Source organism: Pseudomonas sp. UTLPPB19802 (assembly GCF_059730225.1).
The window spans coordinates 5,792,134-5,812,338 of sequence record NZ_AP048545.1; the positions used below are offsets into that span (position 1 = coordinate 5,792,134).

Consider the following 20,205-nt stretch of genomic DNA (forward strand, 5'->3'; position numbering starts at 1 on the left):
TCGCCCATGCCACGCCTGCAACCCCACCTGCTCCTGCTCGCCCTGCTGCCCCTCGGCGGCTGCAGCAACCTCGCCCAACTGCACACCGGCAACAGCGCCGCCCCCAGCGGCAAGGAAGCCCAGGAAGCCCTGCGCCTGGCCCATGTGCTGCGTGACAACGGCCGCCTGGAGGCGGCTTACGAAGTGTACGAGCGCATGGACGAGCGCCGGCAACTGCACGGTGCCTATATGCTGGAGTACGCCAGTGTCGCCTCCACCATACGCCCACCGAAGCAGGCCCTGGAGCTGTTCCGCCGTGCCGCCGGCGAACTCGGCCAGGACCTCTCGGCCATGCCGCCGGCCCAACGCCAGACCCTATGCAGCGGCACCGGCCGCGCCCACCTGGCACTGGGCATGGCCGCCCAGGCCGAGCGCGATTTCCAGTGCGCGCTGGACGTCAAGGGCAACAACCCGCAGGCGCTCAACGGCATGGGCGTCGCCCTGAACCTGCAGGGCAAGGGGCAACAGGCCCGCAGCTACTTCGAGAAGGCCCTGGAGATCGACCCCGGCTACAGCGCGGCGGTGAACAACCTGGCCCTGGCCTGGCTGGCCGACGGCGACAGCAGCCGCGCCATCGGCCTGCTCAACCAGTCGCGCAGCAGCGGTGACGTGGCGATCGAACTGAACCTGGCGCTGGCCTACGTGCTGGCCGGGCACGACGACACCGCGCAAAAGGTGCTGCTGGAGAAGCTCCCCGCTGACCGTACCCGCACCGTATTAGAGGCGTTCCAGTCCGCCCGCGAACGCGTACGCAACGGTACGCCGCTGGCCAGTGAACTGCTTGCCGCCAGCCAGCACCCGTTCACCCTCAACGACAAGGACTGAGCCTGAGCATGCGCAAGTCCCTGGGCCCCAACCGCCTGCTGCGTGAACAGGATGGCGTCACCGCCGTGGAAACCGCGCTGATCCTGCCGGTGCTGCTGTTTGGCGTGATGATGCTGTTCGAGCTGGCACGCATCGCCCTGATGATCGGCGTCGGCAGCCTGTCGCTGGAGCGCGCCGTGCAGGATTTTCGCAGCAATCCCACCTACTACCAGTTGGGTGCCGCGCAACTGCAGGACGAGATAGAAAAGCGCATGGTCGACTCCTCCTATGGTTTTCTCACCGAGGACAACTTCAACGTCGACGTGCTCGCCTTCGACACGCTGCGCCAATTCGGCGGCGGGGCGCCCGACGAGGAAGTGGACAAGCAGGACAAGTCGCCACCGATTCTCAGCATCACCGTGGACCTGACCCAGCAGTTCATGACTCCGTTGCCCGCGCTCTTCGGCCTCGGCAATGCCTTCCAGTACCAATATCGACACCTGCTGGGCAACCTCACCAGCGACAAGGAGACGGCTGAATGAAATCCTTCGGCCCCGCCCGCCAGCGTGGCAATGCCCTGCTGGAAACCGCACTGATCATGCCACTGCTGATCGGCACCGCGCTGATCGCTGCCGACCTCTACAACGTCAGCCAGGCCCGCAGCTACATGGAACAGTCGGCGCACAACATCGCCTCGGTGCTGGCCATGCAGAATCGCATGGACAGCAACGGCCTGCAGGCGCTCATCGACCAGGCTGCCGCCCCTGCCCTGCTGGGCGACTACGAACTGGTGATCAGCCGGGTCAGCCTCGACCGGGCCATGCCCTGGAAGCCGCTGTATCGTGGCAGCATGACCGAACTGTGTCCGACCTACAGCGATGCCAAGTACTACACCGGCGAACTGCCTGAGGAAAAGCCGGCCGAGGAACAGAAAAACGAAGCCACCAAAAGCACCAGCACCACCAGCATCCTGGTGGTGCAATTGTGCCGCAACAGCGACAACCTGGCCTTGAGCAGCGGCCTGCTGGTAGACAAGACCATGCATTCCATCGCATTCAGCCGCATGAGCTACGACGATCTGAAGCTCGACGATGCCCTGGCCCAGGAAGTCGGCCAGGAGCCGGACAAGAACGAGCAATAGGCCCGGCGCCGGGCAAAACTTAAGCCATCTTAACTTGCCCGCGGGAGGGCAAGAATTTCTACTGGACGGACCTTGTGCCACAACCCGGATGAGTTCCGTTGCCCATGATGCGCCGTGCCCCAGCCCCCAGCTGCAACCCCCGTGACACCAGTGGACCACCTGTCGCCAAGGGCCTCAAGCGCTGGGCCTTTCTGCTGCTGGCCTATGCCAGCCTGGGCTGCGCCATTCTCGGCGTGATCCTGCCTGGACTGCCGGCCACCGAATTCGTGCTGCTCAGCGCCTGGGCCGCGGCCAAAAGCTCCCCACGCCTGAGCCTCTGGCTCGAACAGCATCGACTGTTCGGGCCGCTGCTGCACAACTGGCGCAATGGCGGCGTGATCAGCCGGCGCAGCAAGTGCCTGGCGAGCCTGAGCATGAGCGTGTGCCTGGCGATCCTGCTCTGGCACCAGCCACCACTCTGGCTGCTGCTGTGCGCCGGCGGCGGCATGGCTTGCGGTGCGCTGTACATCTGGTCGCGCCCGGAGCAATTGGCACCTCATGTACCGGCATTCTGCCGTGCCGAAAAGGCCTGCTGAAAGGCAGGCTGCCCGCCCGGATTCGGCAACGCATTAAGCAATCTTAATGAAGCCGTGATTGCCTGAAGTTGCGAATAATTCTTATCTTTCCCGCACTTTGCCGGCCCTCTTTGGTGCCGGCGCTCCACCGGGCAGGAATCACGCACGTCCATGACAACCCTCAGTACTCCAAAGCCGGCGCGGTCGGGTCCAGGCGGTGCCGCTTTTGGCGCGGCCCTCGGCCAACGGGCCCGGCAACGTGGCAACATCGCCCCGTTCATGGCCCTGGCCATGGGCGGCGTGCTCATGGCCACCGCTTACGCCCTCGACACCAGCCGCATGGTCAATGGCGCCGCGCAGGTGAAACGGGCGACCGATGCCGCCGCCATGGCCGTTGGCAACGAGCGCCTGATCAACAAGGACGCGACCCGGGAAAGCCTCAACCTGCTGGCCTACAACTACGTCACCAACAACCTCGGCATGGACAGTGAGCTGGCCCAACAGATCGACCGCGACAGCCTCACCCTGACCGAGAGCGAAGACGACGAGGGCCACACCCGCTACAAGGTGCAGGTCGAGTTCCATGCCGACCCCGAACTGCTCGGCGGCGAACGCCAGCTGTTGCAAGTGCACTCCACGGTGGAGGTGGTATCACGGGCTACCGAAGTGGCATTGGTGCTGCCCAACACCGGCACCGAAAACGACAATGAACTGGCGGCATTGCGTCGCCTGGGCAAGTTCTTCGCCAGCAGCCTGCTCGACGACGGCAACGACCAGCAGCGCACCTGGCTGTCGCTGGTCCCCTACAGCCAGGCAGTCAACGTGTATGACACCAAGGACCCGCGTCGAGTCAGCAGTTGGGCGACCTCGCAGGCGCTGAACCCGGTCGAGCTCAGGTCGCTGTTCCGCTCCGGCAAGGTCTCAAGCCTGAGTGACCAACGTACTCCCGATCTCAAGACCCGCCTCACCTGTCTCAACCGCGGCCTGCTCCTGGGCGAAAACTACTTCTGGGATCGCGCGCCAGCCGGCCAGTTCACCCGGGTCTACTACCGCCACGACCTGCCGGAAAACGATCCCACCGCAGCCTCGGTGTCCTGGGTCGGTCCCAACCCCGACTTCGGCCAGGCCAACGGCACCAACGACACCCGCTGGATCGTCGCCGACAAGGGCTGCCCGAAGGCCGCCGTGCTGCCGCTGAGCAAAAAGATCGATGATATCGACGAGCGCCTGGACAACATGCGCACCGGTTTCAACACCAACTACGCCATTGCCATGGGCTGGGGTGCGATGACCCTGTCGCCGAAGTTTCGCGGCAGTGCGGGCTGGGGCGACAGCGAGTTGCCGCTGGATTTCAGCGACGGCGAGAGCGACAAGAACGTGAAGATCATGGTCATGCTCGCCAATACCACGGGCGACTGGTTCGACACCGATGCCTACAACACCGCCGTGGTCGGCCAGGCCATCGGCGGTGCCCAGGCCGGCACGCAAGGGGCCGTGGACGAGGCCCAGAAGCGCTTCATCAGCCTGTGCAACAGCTTCAAGGACCGCAAGCTGAAGTTCTACTTCATTGGCGTACGCCCGGGTGATCCGGAGGACTTCGGCCGCGGGCTGTTCGGCCGCGTGGCCGTCCCGGGCCTGAGCATCTGCACCCAGGGCACCGGCGGCATGGTGTTTGCCAATGCCACGAACTTCGTCGAAGGCGAAAAGCAGATCCACACCCTGCTCGAAGACATCGCCAAGAAAATCAAACACGAATACTACGCCCGCCTGGTCGAGTAACGACCCGGCCTGTGGCCGATCACGCCATTTGCAAAAGGACCGCACCATGAACGCACCGCGCAAACGCAGCAAGCACAACAGCCTCGCCCTGGCCCTGGAGCCTCGGATGATGTTCGACGCTGCCGCCGTGGCCACCGCCGCGCAAGTGGTCGCGGCCACCGACACGACCCCTGGCGTCACGGCCAAGGGCGTGGATGCAACGGTCGCCCTCCATGACAACAGCACCACTGAAACCGTGGACCTGTTCAGCGATGTCAGCGTAAGCCGCGACAAGGCCGACCAGCCCCTGGACAATCTGGTGGTCACGGTCAATACCACGGGCAGCAACCAGGCACTGGTGATCGATGGCACGCAGATCACCCTGCAGGCCACCGACGACCCGGTCAGCACGGCCAACAACAAGTACGCCTATAGTGTGACCGTCAGCGGCAACACCACCACCATCACCCTGAGTATCGCCTCCTCGGATAAAACCGACCCCACCGATGTCGGCAAGCTGATCGACAGTATCGCCTACCGCTCCCTGGACAACACGGTGCCCAACAGCACCGTCAACGTCACCCTGGCCAGCCTGAGCGACGACGGCGGCGACACCGCGCAGCTCAACATCCGCTCCACCCTGACCATCACCAGCGATATCAACGTGGCCCCGACCCTGGGCAGCGATGGCGGCCTGGACAGCCGGGAAAACATCAGCCTGGGCGATATCGGCAGCGGCACCGACGTGGCCTATTCCAGCAATGGCAAGTACGCCTATGTCAGCGGCAGCAACGGCATCGATGTGTTCAGTGTCGATGCCAACGGACGCCTGACGGCAGTACAAAGTTTCAGCGACAGCCACCTGGGCAGTGTCAGCCAACTGGTGCTGAGCGCCGATGGCAAGTCGGCCTACACCCTGGCTTCCGGCGCCAGCAATATCGTGCAACTGCAGGTGGATGGCGATGGCAGGCTCAGCTACAGCGCTACCATCGCGACACAGAACGGTAACGCCAACGGCGGCCTGGCGATCTCTGCCGATGGCCGCCAGGTCTATGTGGGTACCGAATACAACGACGTGGTGATCTACAACCGCAGTTCCAGCACGGGTGAACTGAGCTACCTGGGGCGCGCGGTGAGCGACGGCAACAGCCGCGCCGGGGTCATCACCAGCCGTGGCGACTACGTCTACATCCTGTACGTCGGTTCGCCGCACAACCTCACTGTCTACCAGCGTGGCAGCGATGGGCTGCTGAGCCTGGTGGACAGCCTGAGCACCAGCGCCACGGGCTACACGCCAACCGACTACACCCTGCTCACCTCGGCCGATGGCCAGTACCTGTATGCGAGCAACCCCAACGCCGGCACCCTGACCGTCTTCCGCTTCAACAACGGGCAACTGAGCGAAGTCGCCAACATCAGCCAGAGCGGCATCAGGGACATCGCCCTGAGCCCGGACGGCAGCTTGCTCTATGCCAGCAACGGCAACGGCACGGTGAACATCTACCAGGTCGCCGCCAATGGCACCCTGAGCCTGGGCTCCACCCTCAGCGGAACCGGCGGCGGTGACATCGCCGTCTCCGGCGACGGGCTGTCGGTGCTGGTCGCCGGCAGCAGCCTGAACCGCTACAGCAGCATCCAGTCGCTCAGCCAGGACCAGGCGCTGAACTTCGCCCATGGCCTGAGCGTGGCCGACAGCAACTACGACGCCCTGGGCAACTACAAGGGTGCCAGCCTGACCATCGATGCCAGCGTCAGCGGCGGCACCTTCGCCCTGGTCGAGGGCAATGGCCTGACACGCAATGGCAACAACCTGCTGCTCAACGGCACGGTCATCGGCACCTTCACCACCAGCGGCAACAGCCTGGCCGTCAGCTTCACCGGCGACACCAGCAAGGCCGTGGCCAACCAGGTGCTGCACCAGCTCACCTACGCCAATGCCAGTGCCGCAGCGGGCAGCCTGCTGACCCTCACCGTCCGGGCCAAGGACAGCGCCCTGAGCAGTAACAGCCAGGTGCTGACCCTGCGCATCAACAGCACGCCGCAGGTCGACAGCAGCGTCGCCAATGGCTACAGCCTCGGCGCCGCCACCACGGAAACCGGCTACAGCGTCACCCTGCCGGCCAACCTGTTCAAGGACGCCGACGGCGATATCCTGAGCTGGACGGTCAGCGGCCTGCCCAGCGGCCTCAGCTACGACCCCGCGACCCGCACCATTTCCGGCACCACCCGCGAGATCGGCAGCTTCAACCTGGTGATCCGCGCCACCGACGCCTCCGGCGCCAAGGCCGAGCTGGCCCTGACGCTGGAGGTGGCGCAGATTGCCAACCGCGCGCCGGTGGCCAACGCCGATGCGGCGAAGACCCTCAGCGCCGTGGTGGTCAATGGCAGCTACAGCGCCGTGCTCGACAGCAAGCTGTTCAGCGACCCCGACAGTATCTACAGCGACAGCACCCTGACCTGGTCGGTCAGCGGCCTGCCGGCCGGCCTCACCTTCGACGCCGGCAGTCACACCCTCAGCGGCACGCCGACCGTGCTGGGCGACTACAGCATCGTGGTCAAGGCCACCGACGAGCATGGCGCCAGCGCCGAGCAGACCCTGACCCTGCGGGTGATTTCCCAGGCCGAGTCGAGCAACAACGCGCCCAGCGTGCATGCCGACCCGGACAAGCTCGTCTACGCCAGCGACGGCACCCTCAGCGGCTACAACTACTACGTCAACAGCGTGCAGGTGTCCAAGGACGGTACCTTGGTGGTGATCGCCGGCAGTACCGGTACCAGCGCCGTCGGCAGCGTCTCCAGCCAGGGCAGCAACGTGCTCGGCGTGTACAGCCGCAACCTCGCCACCGGCGAACTGACCCTGTTGCAGACCTTCGTGCAGGGCACCAGCGACGACGGCAACGCCAGCAATGGCATCGAGGCCGACGGACTGTCCGCGGTCACCTCGATTGCCTTCTCGGCAGACGGCAAGTACCTGTACGTGGCGGGCTACGGCGCCAGCGGCAATGACTCACACTACACCGTGGTCACCTTCAAGGTCGCTGCCGACGGAGCCCTGGAACGGGTCGGCAGCGTCGCCAACCTCGAGCAGAAGATCGTCGAGATCAGCGCCTCCAGCGACGGCAAGCAGTTGTTCGTGCTGTCGACCAACACCCTGTACAACTACACCGTCGGCAGCGATGGCAGCCTGACCCTCAAGCAATCGCTGGTGCCTACCTACACCGGTGGTTTCAACTCGCTGACGCGCGACATGACGGTCACCAGCGACGGCACCGTCTACGCCATGAGCAACGGGCGCATGGCGATCTTCACCTACGACACCAACAACGGCCAACTGACCTACCGCGGCACGCTGCAGAACTCCGGTGGCCTGGTCTACCGGCAGTACGACAGCAACGGCACACTCACCAGCCTCACCGCCGGCAGCTCCGGCGCTTTCAGCACCGCCTACTCGCTGACCGCCTCGGACAACGGCTATATCTACATCACCACCTACAGCAACTTCACGGTACTGGTGCTCAAGTACGATGCGGCGAGCAATACCGTCACCCAGGTGCAGACCGTCGTCACTCTCAACCCCAACATCTACCCCTCAAGCGTCGCGATGTCGGCCGACGGCAAGCTCCTTTACGTGGGCAACGGCTTCACCTCCAGCCTGATGATCTACAACGTCGCTGCCGACGGCACCCTGAGCCTGTCGCAGACCGTGGACACCGGCATCACCCGCATCTACCGGATTCAGGCGACTGCGGACGGCCAGGTGTTCATCGGCAACAACGTCAACGGTGGCTCCACCGGCCTGGGCCAGCTCAGCCCCAGCGACCTGATCAACCTCAAGTACACCGAAGGCACCACCCTCAAGCCGGGGGCCAGCCTCAACCTGGCCGACGTCGAGTACGACGCCCTGGCTGGCGGCGCCGGCAACTACAAGGGCGCCACCTTGAGCCTGGCGCGCGAGGCCGGTGCCAACAGCGACGACCTGTTCGGCTTCGCCGCCGGGAGCGGCCTGCGGGTAGACGGCAGCAGCCTGCTGCTCAACGATGTGAAGATCGCCGACTTCAGCAGCGCCAACGGCAAGCTGACCATCGTCTTCACTGCCGATGTCAGCACCGCCACCGCCAATGCGGTGCTGCACCAGATCACCTATGACAACGCCAGCAACGACCCGCAAGCCGCCATCCGCCTGACCCTGACCGTGGCCGACCAGTTCGTCAGCGGCGTCAGCCACTTCACCATTGCGCTGGCCGTCACCGGTGTCAACGACGCCCCCGTAGTGACGGCCACCCCGGTGACCAGCGCCAACTACGACGCCGGCAAGAGCGCGGTCAGCCTGTTCAGCGCCAGCAGTGTCTCCACCGTGGAAAGCGGGCAGACCATCAGCAGCCTGACCCTGACCATCGGCGGCCTGCTGGACGGTGCCAACGAAACCCTGCGGGTCAACGGCAGCACCATCAACCTGGTGACGGGTTCCGGGACCACCGTCGATGGCTACAGCTACACCGTCACGCTCAATGGCAGCACCGCCACCCTCGTCATCAGCAGCGCGGGCATGAGCGGCCAGGCCGCTGCCGCCCTGATCGACGGCCTGGCCTACGCCAACAGCGCAGCGGCCAGCGTTGGCGAGCGGACCATTACCCTCAGCGCAGTGAAGGACAGTGGCGGCACGGACAACGGTGGGCAGGACACCGCCAGCCCGGCCCTGCAGGCCAAGGTCAACGTCCAGGTCGGGCAAAGCCCCGAGCTCGGCGCCAGCACCGGCACGCTGACCTATGCCGATCTGGTCAGCGGCGACCTCACCGGCATCCGCGGCGTCACCACCCTCGGTGACCAGGTCTTCGTGATCAGCACCAACAGCGAATCGGTGAGCACCCTGTCGGTCTACCTGCGTGGCTCGGACGGTTCCCTGAGCCTGCAGGAGACCTTCAGCAGCAGCGACCGCGCCAGCCTGGCCGCCGCCACTGGCGTGGGGGTTTCCGCCGACGGCAACACTGTTTATGTGCTCGCCGACGAAGGCGTAACGCTGTTCAGCCGCGACAGCAGCACCCACGCGCTGACTGCCCTGGGCAGCCTCGACGCGACGCAGGTGGGCCCGTCCGCACTGATCCGCGACGTGCTGGTGCAAGATGGCAATGTCTACCTCACCAGCGGCGACAGCCTAAAGGTGTACAGCCAGGCCAACGGTACCTTCAGCCTGCTGCACAGCTACAGCGACGAAGGCAGTAGCGGCGTGCAACTGGATGCCGCCAACAAACTTCTGCTGTCGGCCGACGGCCACTACCTGTATGTCGCCACCTCGGGTGGCGGCAGCCTGGTCAGCGTGTTCCAGGTCGGCAGCGGTGGTGCCCTGACGTTCCTCATGGCCGCCCAGGGCAGCGGTGAATACTACGCCAGCAGCCTGAGTTTCTCCGCCGACGGCAAGACCCTCTACGCCATCACCACCGATGGCAATGGCTATGCCCTGCAAAGCCTGTCGATCGCCAGTGACGGTCGAGTCACCGCGCTGGGCAACGTGGCCCTGTCCGCTGCGGCCAGTAGCGTGGTCGCCTCGCCGGATGGCGCGATCCTGTTCGTCATCGGCGAGAAGCGGATCGATCTATATGATCGCGCTACTGACGGCTCCCTGACCCTGCGCAGCACGCTCGACAGCTTCGCAGGCACCGGCATCAACGAAATTACCGGCGCCCGCCTGAGCGGCGACGGCAAGCAGCTGTACCTGAGCGGCACCTTCGGCTGGGCCGACGGCCTGCTGCTGCTCGACCTGGCCCGCCAGTCCTCGACCTTCATCGAGAAAGGCACGCAGGTAACCCTGCTGCCGGGCGGCACCCTGAGCGACCCGCAGCTCGATGCGCTGAACAACGGCCTGGGCAACTACCAGGGCGCCAGCATCGTGGTGCAACGCCAGGGCGGCGCCAACAGCGATGACACCTTCGGCTTCAGCGACGGTGCAGGCCTGACCCTGAGCGGCGGGCAGATCCTGCTCGACAACGTGGTGGTGGGCACCTTCGCCAGCAGCAACGGCAGCCTGACCCTGACCTTCACCGGCGCCATCAGCCACGCCGACGCCCAACGGGTGCTGCAGCACATTACCTATGGCAACAGCAACAGCGACCCGACCCGCAATGGCGACGTGGCCCACTTCGACGTACAGCTCAACGACGGCGACGGCCACAGCGACAATCTGGTCGTGGACGTGCAACTGGAGGGCCGCAACGACCCGGCCATCGTGCAGACAAGTGCCCTCTCGCCCACCTACAACGCCGAGGGTGAACGGGTAAAGCTGTTTGAAAACACCCGGATCGATACGGTGGAGCAAGGCCAGGCCATCGCCCAGGTGATCGTCATTCTCGAACCGGCCAACCGCGGTGACGTACTGGGTGTGGAGAACGGCAGGATCCTGCTGGACAAGGACACCAGCGGCACACAGACCACCGCTACCGGCCTCACCTACATGGTGACGACCGAAGGTGGCAAGACCACCGTCACCCTGTTCCTGCAGAGCAGCGCGGAACGCGCCCAGCAGGTCATCGACAGCCTGACCTACGGCAACAGTGGCAACGCCACCAGCGGCACGCGGACGATCACCCTGCAGGTCAGGGAGAGTGTCGATACCAGCCAGCCGCAACCATTGAACGATGTCAGCACCTTCAGCCAGCAGGCCGTGGTCACCCTGGCGGGCGCCCTGTCCAGCAACACCGCACCGGTGCTCGGCGGCGGCAGCGACGTCAGCTACACCGAACAGGCCAACGCCGTGCTGATCGCCCCGACGGCGACGGTCCACGACACCCAGATGGATGCCTTCAACGGCGGCGCCGGCAACTATGACGGCGCCGTGCTCACCCTCACCCTGGGCAGCGGCACCAGCAGCGCCGACAGCCTGGGCTTCCGTAGCGGCAACGGCCTGACACTCAGTGGCGGCAACCTGATGAAGGATGGCGTGGTCATCGGCCAGTTGAGCACCGCCAACGGCGTGCTGACCGTGACCTTCAGCGATGCGGCCGGCACCCGCCCGAGCAGCGCCGACGTGCAGAACACCCTGCGCCAGATCACCTACGCCAACAGCAGCGACGTGCCGGTAGCCAGCCTCGCGGTGAGCATTACCCTGAGCGACCAGCGCGGTCTGGCCTCCACGGCGCTGGCACTGACCCTGCGCATCACGGCCGTCAACGATGCCCCGGTCATCAGCGTCGACCCGCGCCTGTCACTGGGCGACCTGCAGTCGGTACAGTCGCTGGCCAGCATCGCCGGGTTGGGCCAGCTGTCCAGCAGCGTGGTCAGCAGCGATGGCAGCAGCGTCTACCTGGCCGACAGCCAGGGCGCCATCGCCCTGTTCAGCCGTGATGCCAGCAGCGGCCAGCTGACCTACGTGCGCACCTTCAGCGCCGTCAGCGCCCTGGGCGGCATCGCGCATATGCAGGTCTCCGGCGACGGCAGCAGCGTGTATGCCCTGAACAGCGAAGGCAATGCCCTCGCCTGGTTCAGCCGCGACAGCAGCGGCAACCTGACCCTGCAGGCGACCCTGGTCGATAACGAGGCCACCGGCGGCAACCTGTTCTACATGAAGGACATGGCGCTCTCCGCGGACGGCAAGAACCTCTACGTCACCAATAGCTACAACCTGCTGACGTTCACCCGCGACGCGCAGACAGGTGCACTGACCTACAGCTCGGCCCTGGAAGGCAGCATGTCCAGCCCGCCGTACCTGTGGCAACCCACCGCCGTCACGATGCAGGGCGACCTGCTGTACGTGGTCACCAACGCCTACCAGAGCGCGACGCTGATCGTCTATCAACGTGCGGCGGATGGCAGCCTGACGGCCCTGGGCAATATCCACTCGGGCGAACCCGACGCCAGCGGCCAGACCATCACCCTCGATGACTTGCAGCATGTCAGCGTCAGCAGCGATGGCCGTACCCTGTATGTCGCCAGCGCCAGCCAGATCGACGCCTTCCGCCTGGACACCGGTACCGGCGCCCTCACCCACCTGGGCACCCTGGCCCAGGGACTCGCGATCAACGACATCAGCCTGTCCGCCAACGGCAACGCGCTGTTCGTCAGCCTCGCCGATGGCAGCCTCAACTACTACGCCACGGCGGGCAACCAACTGACCCTGGTCGGTTCGCAAGCCGGCCTGAATGACGTGCACCAGGTGCTGCGCGTCGGCGAAGGCGTGCTGGTGGTGGGCAGCCGTCTCGATGTGCTCGACGCGCCAAGCATTCCGGCGCCCAGCGTGCTGATCGGCGGTAATCCGACCCTGCTGGCACCGACCCTGCACCTGGGCGACGCCGAACTGGATGCCGCCAACAACTACCAGGGCGCAACGCTGACCATCAGCGGCCAGAGCGGCGACACGTTCGGCTTCCAGGAAGGCGCCGGCTACACCGTGTCCGGCAACAACATTTCGCTGAACGGCAGCGTGATCGCCACCCTGGAGCAGACCGGCAACACCGCAGTACTACGTTTCACCGGCGCCGCCAGCAGCGAACAGGCCAATGCCCTTCTCCATCAGCTCACCTATGCCAGCAGCAGCGAGCAGGCTGGGTCCCGTACGGTGGTCCTGCAACTCAACGATGGCGAGGACAATGGCAATGCCTACAACGTGCAGGTCACGCTGCTGTCGGGCAACCACGCCCCAGTCGACACCGGGGTGGCCTACACGCCCGCTCCGGCCGTCAGCGGCCAGGCCTACAACGCGGTGATTCCGGCCGGGCTGTTCAGCGATGCCGATGGCGATCGCCTGACCTGGAGCGCCAGTGGCCTGCCGTCCGGCCTCAGCTTCGACCCGGACAGCCGTACCTTGTCCGGCACCATCGGCAGTGCCGGCCGTTATGTGCTGGTTGTCAGTGTCAGCGATGCCAAGGGTGAGACGGCCTCGCGCAGCATCACCCTCGAAGTGGCACAGGCCAACGTGGACGTGCCGGTGCCAGGTGACAACACCAGCAACAGTGGCAACAGCAACAACAGCGTGGCGCCGGTGATCCTGGCGAACCCGGCACCACACTTCAGTGCGCCTGCCCCTCACCAAACCGCGCCGGGCAGTTGGACGCCCATGGCACGCGGGATCGACAGCCATCCGGCCAACCCGATTGAGCTGCGCCTGTCGAGCCTGGCCGGGCTGGGCGAAACCAGCGGCCTGGACGACAACCTGGACCTCGATCAACCCCACTACAGCCGCACTACGCTGGACGACAGCGCAGGCCTTGCGCGCATCAGTGCCTTGCTGCAGGTGAATGGCGCGGCGAACACGCTGCACTTCCAACTGCCGGCACGCCTGCTCAACAGCTACAGCGAAGGCTACAGCCTGCGCCTGAGCAACGGCCTGCCATTGCCGCAATGGGTCCGCCACGACAGCCGCACCGGCGCCATCGAGCTGGACCGCACGGCAATGATCAAGGCCCAGCGCCTGCACTTGCAACTGGTGGGCAAGGGCCCGGGCGACAAGCCGTTGCGGGTACCGGTCGAGCTGCAGGTGGAACCGCAGGCCACGCCCAACCGGCAAGCCGCGGAACCGCTCCCGCGCACCGATCGCAGTACTGACCGAAACCACGGCGAGGCGGCGCGGCACAACCTCAGCCAGCACCTGCAAGGCGCCAGCCAGGACAGCCTGCTGAGCCGTGCCCAGGCACTGATCGCCACGCTGCTGGGCAATACGCCCGAACAACCGGAAACGAAACCACGCGATCGGGCCTGACCGCAACGAACGCGGGTTCATTAACCATTCTTAATGAACCCGCGATTGCCTAGAGATGGGAATAATTCTTATCTTTGCCGCCACTGCGCAACGACACAGCCAAACAGATGGCGTGAATCGCACTTAGGGGAAATCTTGTGAGCAACCATAAACTGCCGGGGGTCACCAGCGGCGCCATGCTGCGCCTGTCCATCGGCCTGGCGATCTTCGGCCTCAGCGCCTGTGCAGTGAAACCGGAACCGGTGAACCTGGACCAGCAGATTGCCCAGGCCACCGCCGACCGCATCAAGATGTTCGACGGGCAGGAGCCGGTCAGCCACCCGATCGGCCTGGAAGAGGCCATGGCCCGTGCCGTGAAGTACAACCTGCAGCAGCGCCTGGGCCTGATGGAACGCGCCCTGGAAGACAACCTGCTGGATGTGCAGAACCTCGACATGCTGCCCAAGCTGACCGCCCGCGCCGGCTGGCGCGGACGCGACAACACCCAGGCGTCGTCGAGCCAATCGATCAGCACCGGCAGGCAGTCGGTGGTGCCTTCCACCAGCCAGGACCGTTCAAGCCGCACCGCCGACCTGCAGATGTCGTGGAACGTCCTCGATTTCGGCCTCGGCTACTTCAATGCCAAGGCCCAGGCCAACAAGAGCCTGGCCGCCGAGGAGCGCCGCCGGCGCATTGTCGCCGACATCATCCAGCAGGTGCGTTCGGCCTATTGGGAAGCGGCCACCGCCGAGCGCCTGCAACCGGAAGTGAAACACGCCCTGGCTGACGCTCGCGTGGCCCTGGAGCGTGCCCGCCAGACCGAACAGCAACGCCTGCTGGCGCCACTGGAAGCCCTGCGTTTCCAGAAGGGCCTGCTGGAAATGGTCCGCCAGCTGGAAGCCGTGGACAGCGAACTGGCCACCGCCAAGTCGCGCCTGGCCGCCCTGATGAACCTGCCGCCGGCGACCCGGTACAGCCTGGTACTACCCACCGAACAGCAGTTGGTACGTCCGAACCTGGCCTACAACCTCGACGACCTGGAAACCATGGCCATGGTCAAGCGTCCCGAGGTCAGCGAAGAGGCCTACCAGGCGCGCAATGCCGTGCTGGAAACCCGCAGCGCAATGTTGCGCCTGCTACCGGGGGCCTCGCTGTTCGTCGGCAGCAACTACGACAGCAACAGCTACCTGGCCAACCACAACTGGGCCGATGCTGGTGTCCAGGTCAGCTGGAACCTGCTCAGCGTGCTCTCCTACCCGGCCATCAGCCGCGCTGGCGAAGCCCGCGAAGCCGTGGCCGATATCCGTCGCCAGGCGCTGCGCATGACCGTACTGACCCAGGTAAACGTCGCCTGGCAGCAATACCAGCGCGCCAGCGCGGTATTCGAACGCTCCAATGAACTGCAGCGGGTGCAGCGCGGTATTCTCACCCAGACCGAGAACGCCGTGCAGAGCGACGCGCAGACCCTGGTCGAGCGCATCCGTACCAGTACCGAAACCGTGCTGGCCACGCGTACCCGTGACCGCAGCTTCGCCGAACTGCAGAGCGCCTATGGCGCCATCTACCAGGCCGCCGGCCTCGATCCGCTGCCGGCGAAACTCACCGACAGCAGTGTCGCCGCCCTGACCCAGGCGATCAGCCGCAACAGCCTGGCCCTGGCCCAGGGCGCCGTGGCCGTGCCACGCCTGCCGGGGGCGCAGAACCTGATGGTGGTCGCCCAGCCACCCGCGCCGCTGCGCCCGGCCCAGCCCGCCGTCGAACGGCTGGACATGTGGAACAGCCTGGGTTCCCTGCAAAGCACCGTACCGGTGGAAGTCAGCGCCCTGCGCTGATCCCTCCCCCCACCACCGCCCCAAACCGGCGTGCGCCTGCGCGCCGGGTTCTATCGAGATGCCCTTCCATGCACCCTGCCCCACTGCTACGTCTGTCGCCGCTGCTGCTCGCGCTGCTGAGCACCGCCAGCCTTGCCCAAACCCCGCTGCTGGCGCCACCACCCACCACAGTCAGTACCACCGGCAGCTCGCCGGATATCCGCGTGCAGTTGAGTGCCAGCCGCCACACGGTGATCTCCAGCGAACTGGCGGGCAAGATCACGCAGCTGGAGGTCAAGGAAGGCGAGCATTTCAAGCAGGGAGAGCGGCTGGTCAGCTTCGATTGCGCGGTTCACCAGGCTCGCCTCAATCACTCGACCGCCGCCGAAGCGGCCGCAAGCAAGAAGTTGGAGGTGGCCAGGCGGCTCAACCAGTTGCAGTCCATCAGCCTCAGCGAGATCGACCAGGCACAGGCGGCGTTGACCATGGCGCGGGCGGAAAGCGGCGTGGGCCGGGTCATGGTGCAACGCTGCAGCATCACCGCACCGTTTTCCGGGCGAGTCGCCGAGCGCAAGGTCCAGCCGGGCGAATACGTGGCCGAGGGCGAGAAGCTGCTGGATATCTATGACGACAGCGCCTTCGATGTCGAGCTGATCGTCCCTTCACGCTGGCTGACCTGGCTAAAGCCCGACCACCCGTTCAGCGTCAGCCTCGATGAAACCGGCCAGAGCTACCCGGCCAAGGTGGTGCGCGTGGGTTCGGTGGTCGACCCGCTGAGCCAGTCGATCAAGGTCTTCGGTCGCCTCACCCGGGTCGACGGCCAACTGCTGCCGGGCATGAGCGGGGTCGCCAGCCTCAGCGAGCAACCCGCGGTCAGCGCACCATGACTACCACGGCGGGTGCCGCCAACCACGCCCTGAACGGCCTGGGCCAACTGTTGCAACTGGAGAAACAGGCTCGCCACGCCCAGGGCGAGCAGGCCCTGGCCTTTGTCATGGTCAATGACACCCGCCTGCTGCTGCCCTACCGCCAGGCGTTCCTGTGGAACGCGCAAAGCCAGCGCCTGCAGGCCGTCTCCGGATTGGCCGTGGTCGAGCACGACGCGCCCTTCAACGTCTGGCTGCGCGAGCAGTGCCGGGGCTGGCAGGACGCTGCCCAAGGCACGCAGATCCGCTTCCTCAGCCGCGATGAACTGGCCGGTGAAGCCCGGCAACACTGGGATGAACACCTGCCCGCACACCTGGCCTGGCTACCCTTGCGGCGCCCGGACGCCAGCCCGCTCGGCGCGTTGCTGCTGGCCTGCGAAGAGCCGCCGACGCAAGCCCAGTTGGGCCTGCTGGAACTGCTGCTCGACGCCTATGGCCATGCCTGGGCCTCGCTGCTGGGCAAGACCAAGCCGGCACTGCTCAAGCACAACCGCCGACGCGTCTGGTGGCTGGTCGGCGCCGCTGCCGTAGTAATCCTGGCCTTGCCCGTACGGCAATCGGTGCTGGCCCCCGCAGAGATCGTGGCCTTGCACCCCAGCGTGCTGCGCGCGCCCCTGCAGGGCGTAGTGGAACGCATCCTGGTGCAGCCCAACGAGCGGGTGCAGGTCGGCCAGCCGCTGGCGCTGCTGGACGCCCGCGAGATGCAGAGCCGCCTGGAGTCGTCACGCCAGGCCCTGGCAGTCGCCGATGCGGAATTCCGCCAGGCCCAGCAGCAGGCCCTGAGCGACGATCGCAGCAAGGCCAGCCTGGCGGTGCTACAGGGACGGCGCGAGCAGGCCCAGGGCGAAGTCGACTACCTGCAGGCCAACCTGCAACGGATGAACATTGTCGCGCCCCGTGCCGGGGTGGCGGTCTTCGATGACCCCAGTGACTGGGTCGGCCGACCGGTGTCGCTGGGCGAACGGATCATGTCCGTGGCCCAGCCCAACGAAGCGCAACTGGAGATCCACCTGCCGGTGAGCGACGCGATCTCCCTGGAGCCTGGCGCCGAGGTCAAGCTGTTCCTCAATACCGCGCCCGCCTCGCCGCTGGAGGCCAGCCTCAAGCGCCTCTCCTACCGCGCCAGCCCGACCGCCGAAGGCAGCATGGCCTATCGCCTGAAAGCCGACTTCGAAGGCAGCGACCCGCTGATCCGCGTGGGCCTCAAGGGCACGGCGAAACTCTATGGTGAGCGCACCAGCCTGTTCTACTACGTCATGCGCCGACCGCTGTCGGCCCTGCGTATCTGGCTGGCCTTGTGAACGCCCCTGCCCTCGCACCGGCCGGCATGGCGCTGCCCTCTGCGGCGCCACAGCCGGCCAGGCTGCCAGCACTGCGTGAAGAACTGCGCCTGCACGAAGGCCCGCGCAATCGCGATGGTTCGCCGACCTGGACCCTGGAAGACCCTGCCCGCGGGCAGTTCTTCCGCCTGGGCTGGGCCGAACTGGAAATGCTCTCGCGCTGGCACCACGGCGACGTCGGCGCCATCGCCCGCAGTATCGACACCGACACCACCCTGGAGCTGGACTCGCAGGACGTCGAGGAATTTCGCCAGTTCCTGCAGAACAACCAGTTGCTGCAAAGCTGCGGTGCCGAAGACAACGCGCGCCTGCAACGCATCGCCGAAGCGCAGAAAGCCGGCTGGGCCAAGTGGCTGCTGAAGAACTACCTGTTCGTGCGCATTCCGCTGCTGCGCCCGGATGCCTTCCTGCAACGGACCCTGCCGCTGGTGGAGCCGTTCTACAGCCTGACCTTTCTCTACCTGACCCTGCTGGCCGGTGGCCTCGGGCTGTTCCTCGCCGCGCGGCAATGGGACACCTTCGTCCATACCTTCCTGCATTTCTTCACCCTGGAAGGCGCAGCCATTGCCGGCATCACCCTGGGCCTGGCCAAGGTGCTGCACGAACTGGGGCACGCCTACACCTGCAAGCGCTTCGGCGGGCGAGTGGCGACCATGGGCGTGGCCCTGCTGGTGATGTGGCCGGTGCTCTACACCGACACCTCCGGTGCCTGGCGCCTGAAACAGCGGCACCAGCGCCTGGCGATCGGCGCGGCCGGCATGCTCAGCGAAACAGCCCTGGCAGCCTGGGCAACCCTGGCCTGGAGTTTCCTGCCGGACGGTATGCTACGCAGCGCCGCCTTCATGCTGGCGACCACCACCTGGATTCTGACCCTGGCGGTGAACCTGAGCCCGTTCATGCGTTTCGACGGCTACTTCCTGCTGTCCGACCTGCTGGATGTGCCCAACCTGCAGATCCGCGCGTTCCGCCTGGCCCGCTGGCGCCTGCGCGAATGGTTGTTCCGCTTCGACGAACCGCGCCCCGAGCATTTTTCGCCGTGGCTGGAGCGCACCTTACTGGTCTACTCGTTCGGCACCTGGATCTACCGCTTCTTCCTGTTCCTGGGGATTGCCCTGCTGGTGTATCACTTCGCCTTCAAGCTGCTCGGCATCCTGCTGTTTATCGTCGAAATCATCTATTTCCTGCTGATGCCCATCGTCAACGAGCTGCGCGAATGGTACGCCCGGCGCAAGGACTACCGCATGAACCGCAACGCCCTGGTCACCCTGTCCGTTACCGCCACCCTGCTCCTGCTGGCCTGCGTGCCATGGCGCAGCGACATACACGCCGCAGCGCTGCTGCGTGCGCAACAACAGGCCAGCCTGTTCGCGCCGGTCGGTGGCCGAATCGAGCAGATCCTGCTGGAGCCCGGCGCCAGGGTTCAGCGCGGCCAGGCGCTGTTCCAACTGGTATCACCGGAGCTTGAGCAGGAGCTGGCCAGCCTTGATCGGCGCATCGTCACCCTGCAATGGCAGAACAGCTTCCAATTGCTCAACCGGGAAACCGCCGCCAACCTGCGGGTGGTGCGCCAGGAGCTCGCCGCCGCGCTGGAGCGCCAGGCGCTGCTGCGCCAGCAGCAGGAACAACTGACGGTGCGTGCACCTTTCGATGGCATGCTGGTGGATCTTGCCGACCCGCTGCAGGCCGGGGAATGGCTGCCGGCCGGGGAATGGCTGGGGACCCTGGTCGGACACCAGGGCCGCCAAGTGGAAGCCTTCATCGAGGAGCATGACCTGGCCCGCCTGGCCGTAGGCAATCCGGCGCGTTTCTATCCCGAGGCGTTCGACCGTGCCCCGGTCGACCTGAACCTCGACGAGCTGGAGCAAACCGCAGTGCGACGCCTTTCCTCGGCGCCGGAACTGGCCTCGCCCTATCAGGGCGCGATTGCTGCTACGCTGGATCACGAGCGTTTGCCGGAACCGGAACAGGCACTCTACCGGGCACTTCTGAGCCCCACCAACGATACCCAGGACACCCGTCAGGCACTACGCGGCACAGTGATCATCGAGGGCCAGGCCCAGAGCCTGGTCATGCGCGCCTGGCAGTCGGCCCTGGCGCTGCTGATCCGCGAATCATCGTTCTAGACGGTTAAGCATTCTTAATAGTTGGCTCGTTGTTCCGCGACGCGG

10 protein-coding genes are annotated in these 20,205 nt (G+C 65.7%); all 10 read left to right on the forward strand.

Annotation, left to right across the window (positions count from 1 at the left end; all coding sequences use genetic code 11):
• Positions 1 to 6 precede the first annotated feature (6 nt).
• The 10 genes from AC6I6U_RS25025 (at position 7) to AC6I6U_RS25070 (ending at position 20,160) form a co-directional block, all read left to right on the forward strand.
• Complete coding sequence (locus tag AC6I6U_RS25025) at positions 7 to 864, forward strand: tetratricopeptide repeat protein (protein WP_497878683.1); 858 nt, start codon at positions 7 to 9, stop codon at positions 862 to 864.
• A gap of 8 nt (positions 865 to 872) precedes the next feature.
• Positions 873 to 1,385, forward strand: a complete 513-nt coding sequence (locus AC6I6U_RS25030; RefSeq protein ID WP_497878684.1) for a TadE/TadG family type IV pilus assembly protein — start codon at positions 873 to 875, stop codon at positions 1,383 to 1,385.
• Entirely contained in the window at positions 1,382 to 1,984 is a 603-nt protein-coding gene (locus tag AC6I6U_RS25035) for a TadE/TadG family type IV pilus assembly protein (RefSeq protein ID WP_497878685.1), read from the forward strand. The genes AC6I6U_RS25030 and AC6I6U_RS25035 overlap by 4 nt, the downstream gene beginning before the upstream one ends.
• A gap of 104 nt (positions 1,985 to 2,088) precedes the next feature.
• Positions 2,089 to 2,559 carry a YbaN family protein gene (locus AC6I6U_RS25040; RefSeq protein WP_497878686.1) on the forward strand — a complete coding sequence of 157 codons (471 nt, stop codon included), beginning with the start codon at positions 2,089 to 2,091 and terminating at the stop codon, positions 2,557 to 2,559.
• Positions 2,560 to 2,709: 150 nt separating this feature from the next.
• Entirely contained in the window at positions 2,710 to 4,317 is a 1,608-nt protein-coding gene (locus AC6I6U_RS25045) for a TadE/TadG family type IV pilus assembly protein (protein WP_497878687.1), read from the forward strand.
• Between the two features lie 46 nt (positions 4,318 to 4,363).
• Positions 4,364 to 13,981, forward strand: coding sequence for a beta-propeller fold lactonase family protein (locus tag AC6I6U_RS25050; RefSeq protein ID WP_497878688.1), 9,618 nt, complete (start codon positions 4,364 to 4,366; stop codon positions 13,979 to 13,981).
• Positions 13,982 to 14,118: 137 nt separating this feature from the next.
• Positions 14,119 to 15,792, forward strand: coding sequence for a TolC family protein (locus AC6I6U_RS25055; RefSeq protein WP_497878689.1), 1,674 nt, complete (start codon positions 14,119 to 14,121; stop codon positions 15,790 to 15,792).
• Positions 15,793 to 15,860: 68 nt separating this feature from the next.
• Entirely contained in the window at positions 15,861 to 16,658 is a 798-nt protein-coding gene (locus AC6I6U_RS25060; protein WP_497878690.1) for an efflux RND transporter periplasmic adaptor subunit, read from the forward strand.
• Positions 16,655 to 17,998, forward strand: a complete 1,344-nt coding sequence (locus AC6I6U_RS25065; protein WP_497878691.1) for an efflux RND transporter periplasmic adaptor subunit — start codon at positions 16,655 to 16,657, stop codon at positions 17,996 to 17,998. The genes AC6I6U_RS25060 and AC6I6U_RS25065 overlap by 4 nt, the downstream gene beginning before the upstream one ends.
• Positions 17,995 to 20,160, forward strand: coding sequence for a hypothetical protein (locus tag AC6I6U_RS25070; RefSeq protein ID WP_497878692.1), 2,166 nt, complete (start codon positions 17,995 to 17,997; stop codon positions 20,158 to 20,160). Before AC6I6U_RS25065 ends, AC6I6U_RS25070 begins: the two co-directional genes overlap by 4 nt.
• Positions 20,161 to 20,205 lie beyond the last annotated feature (45 nt).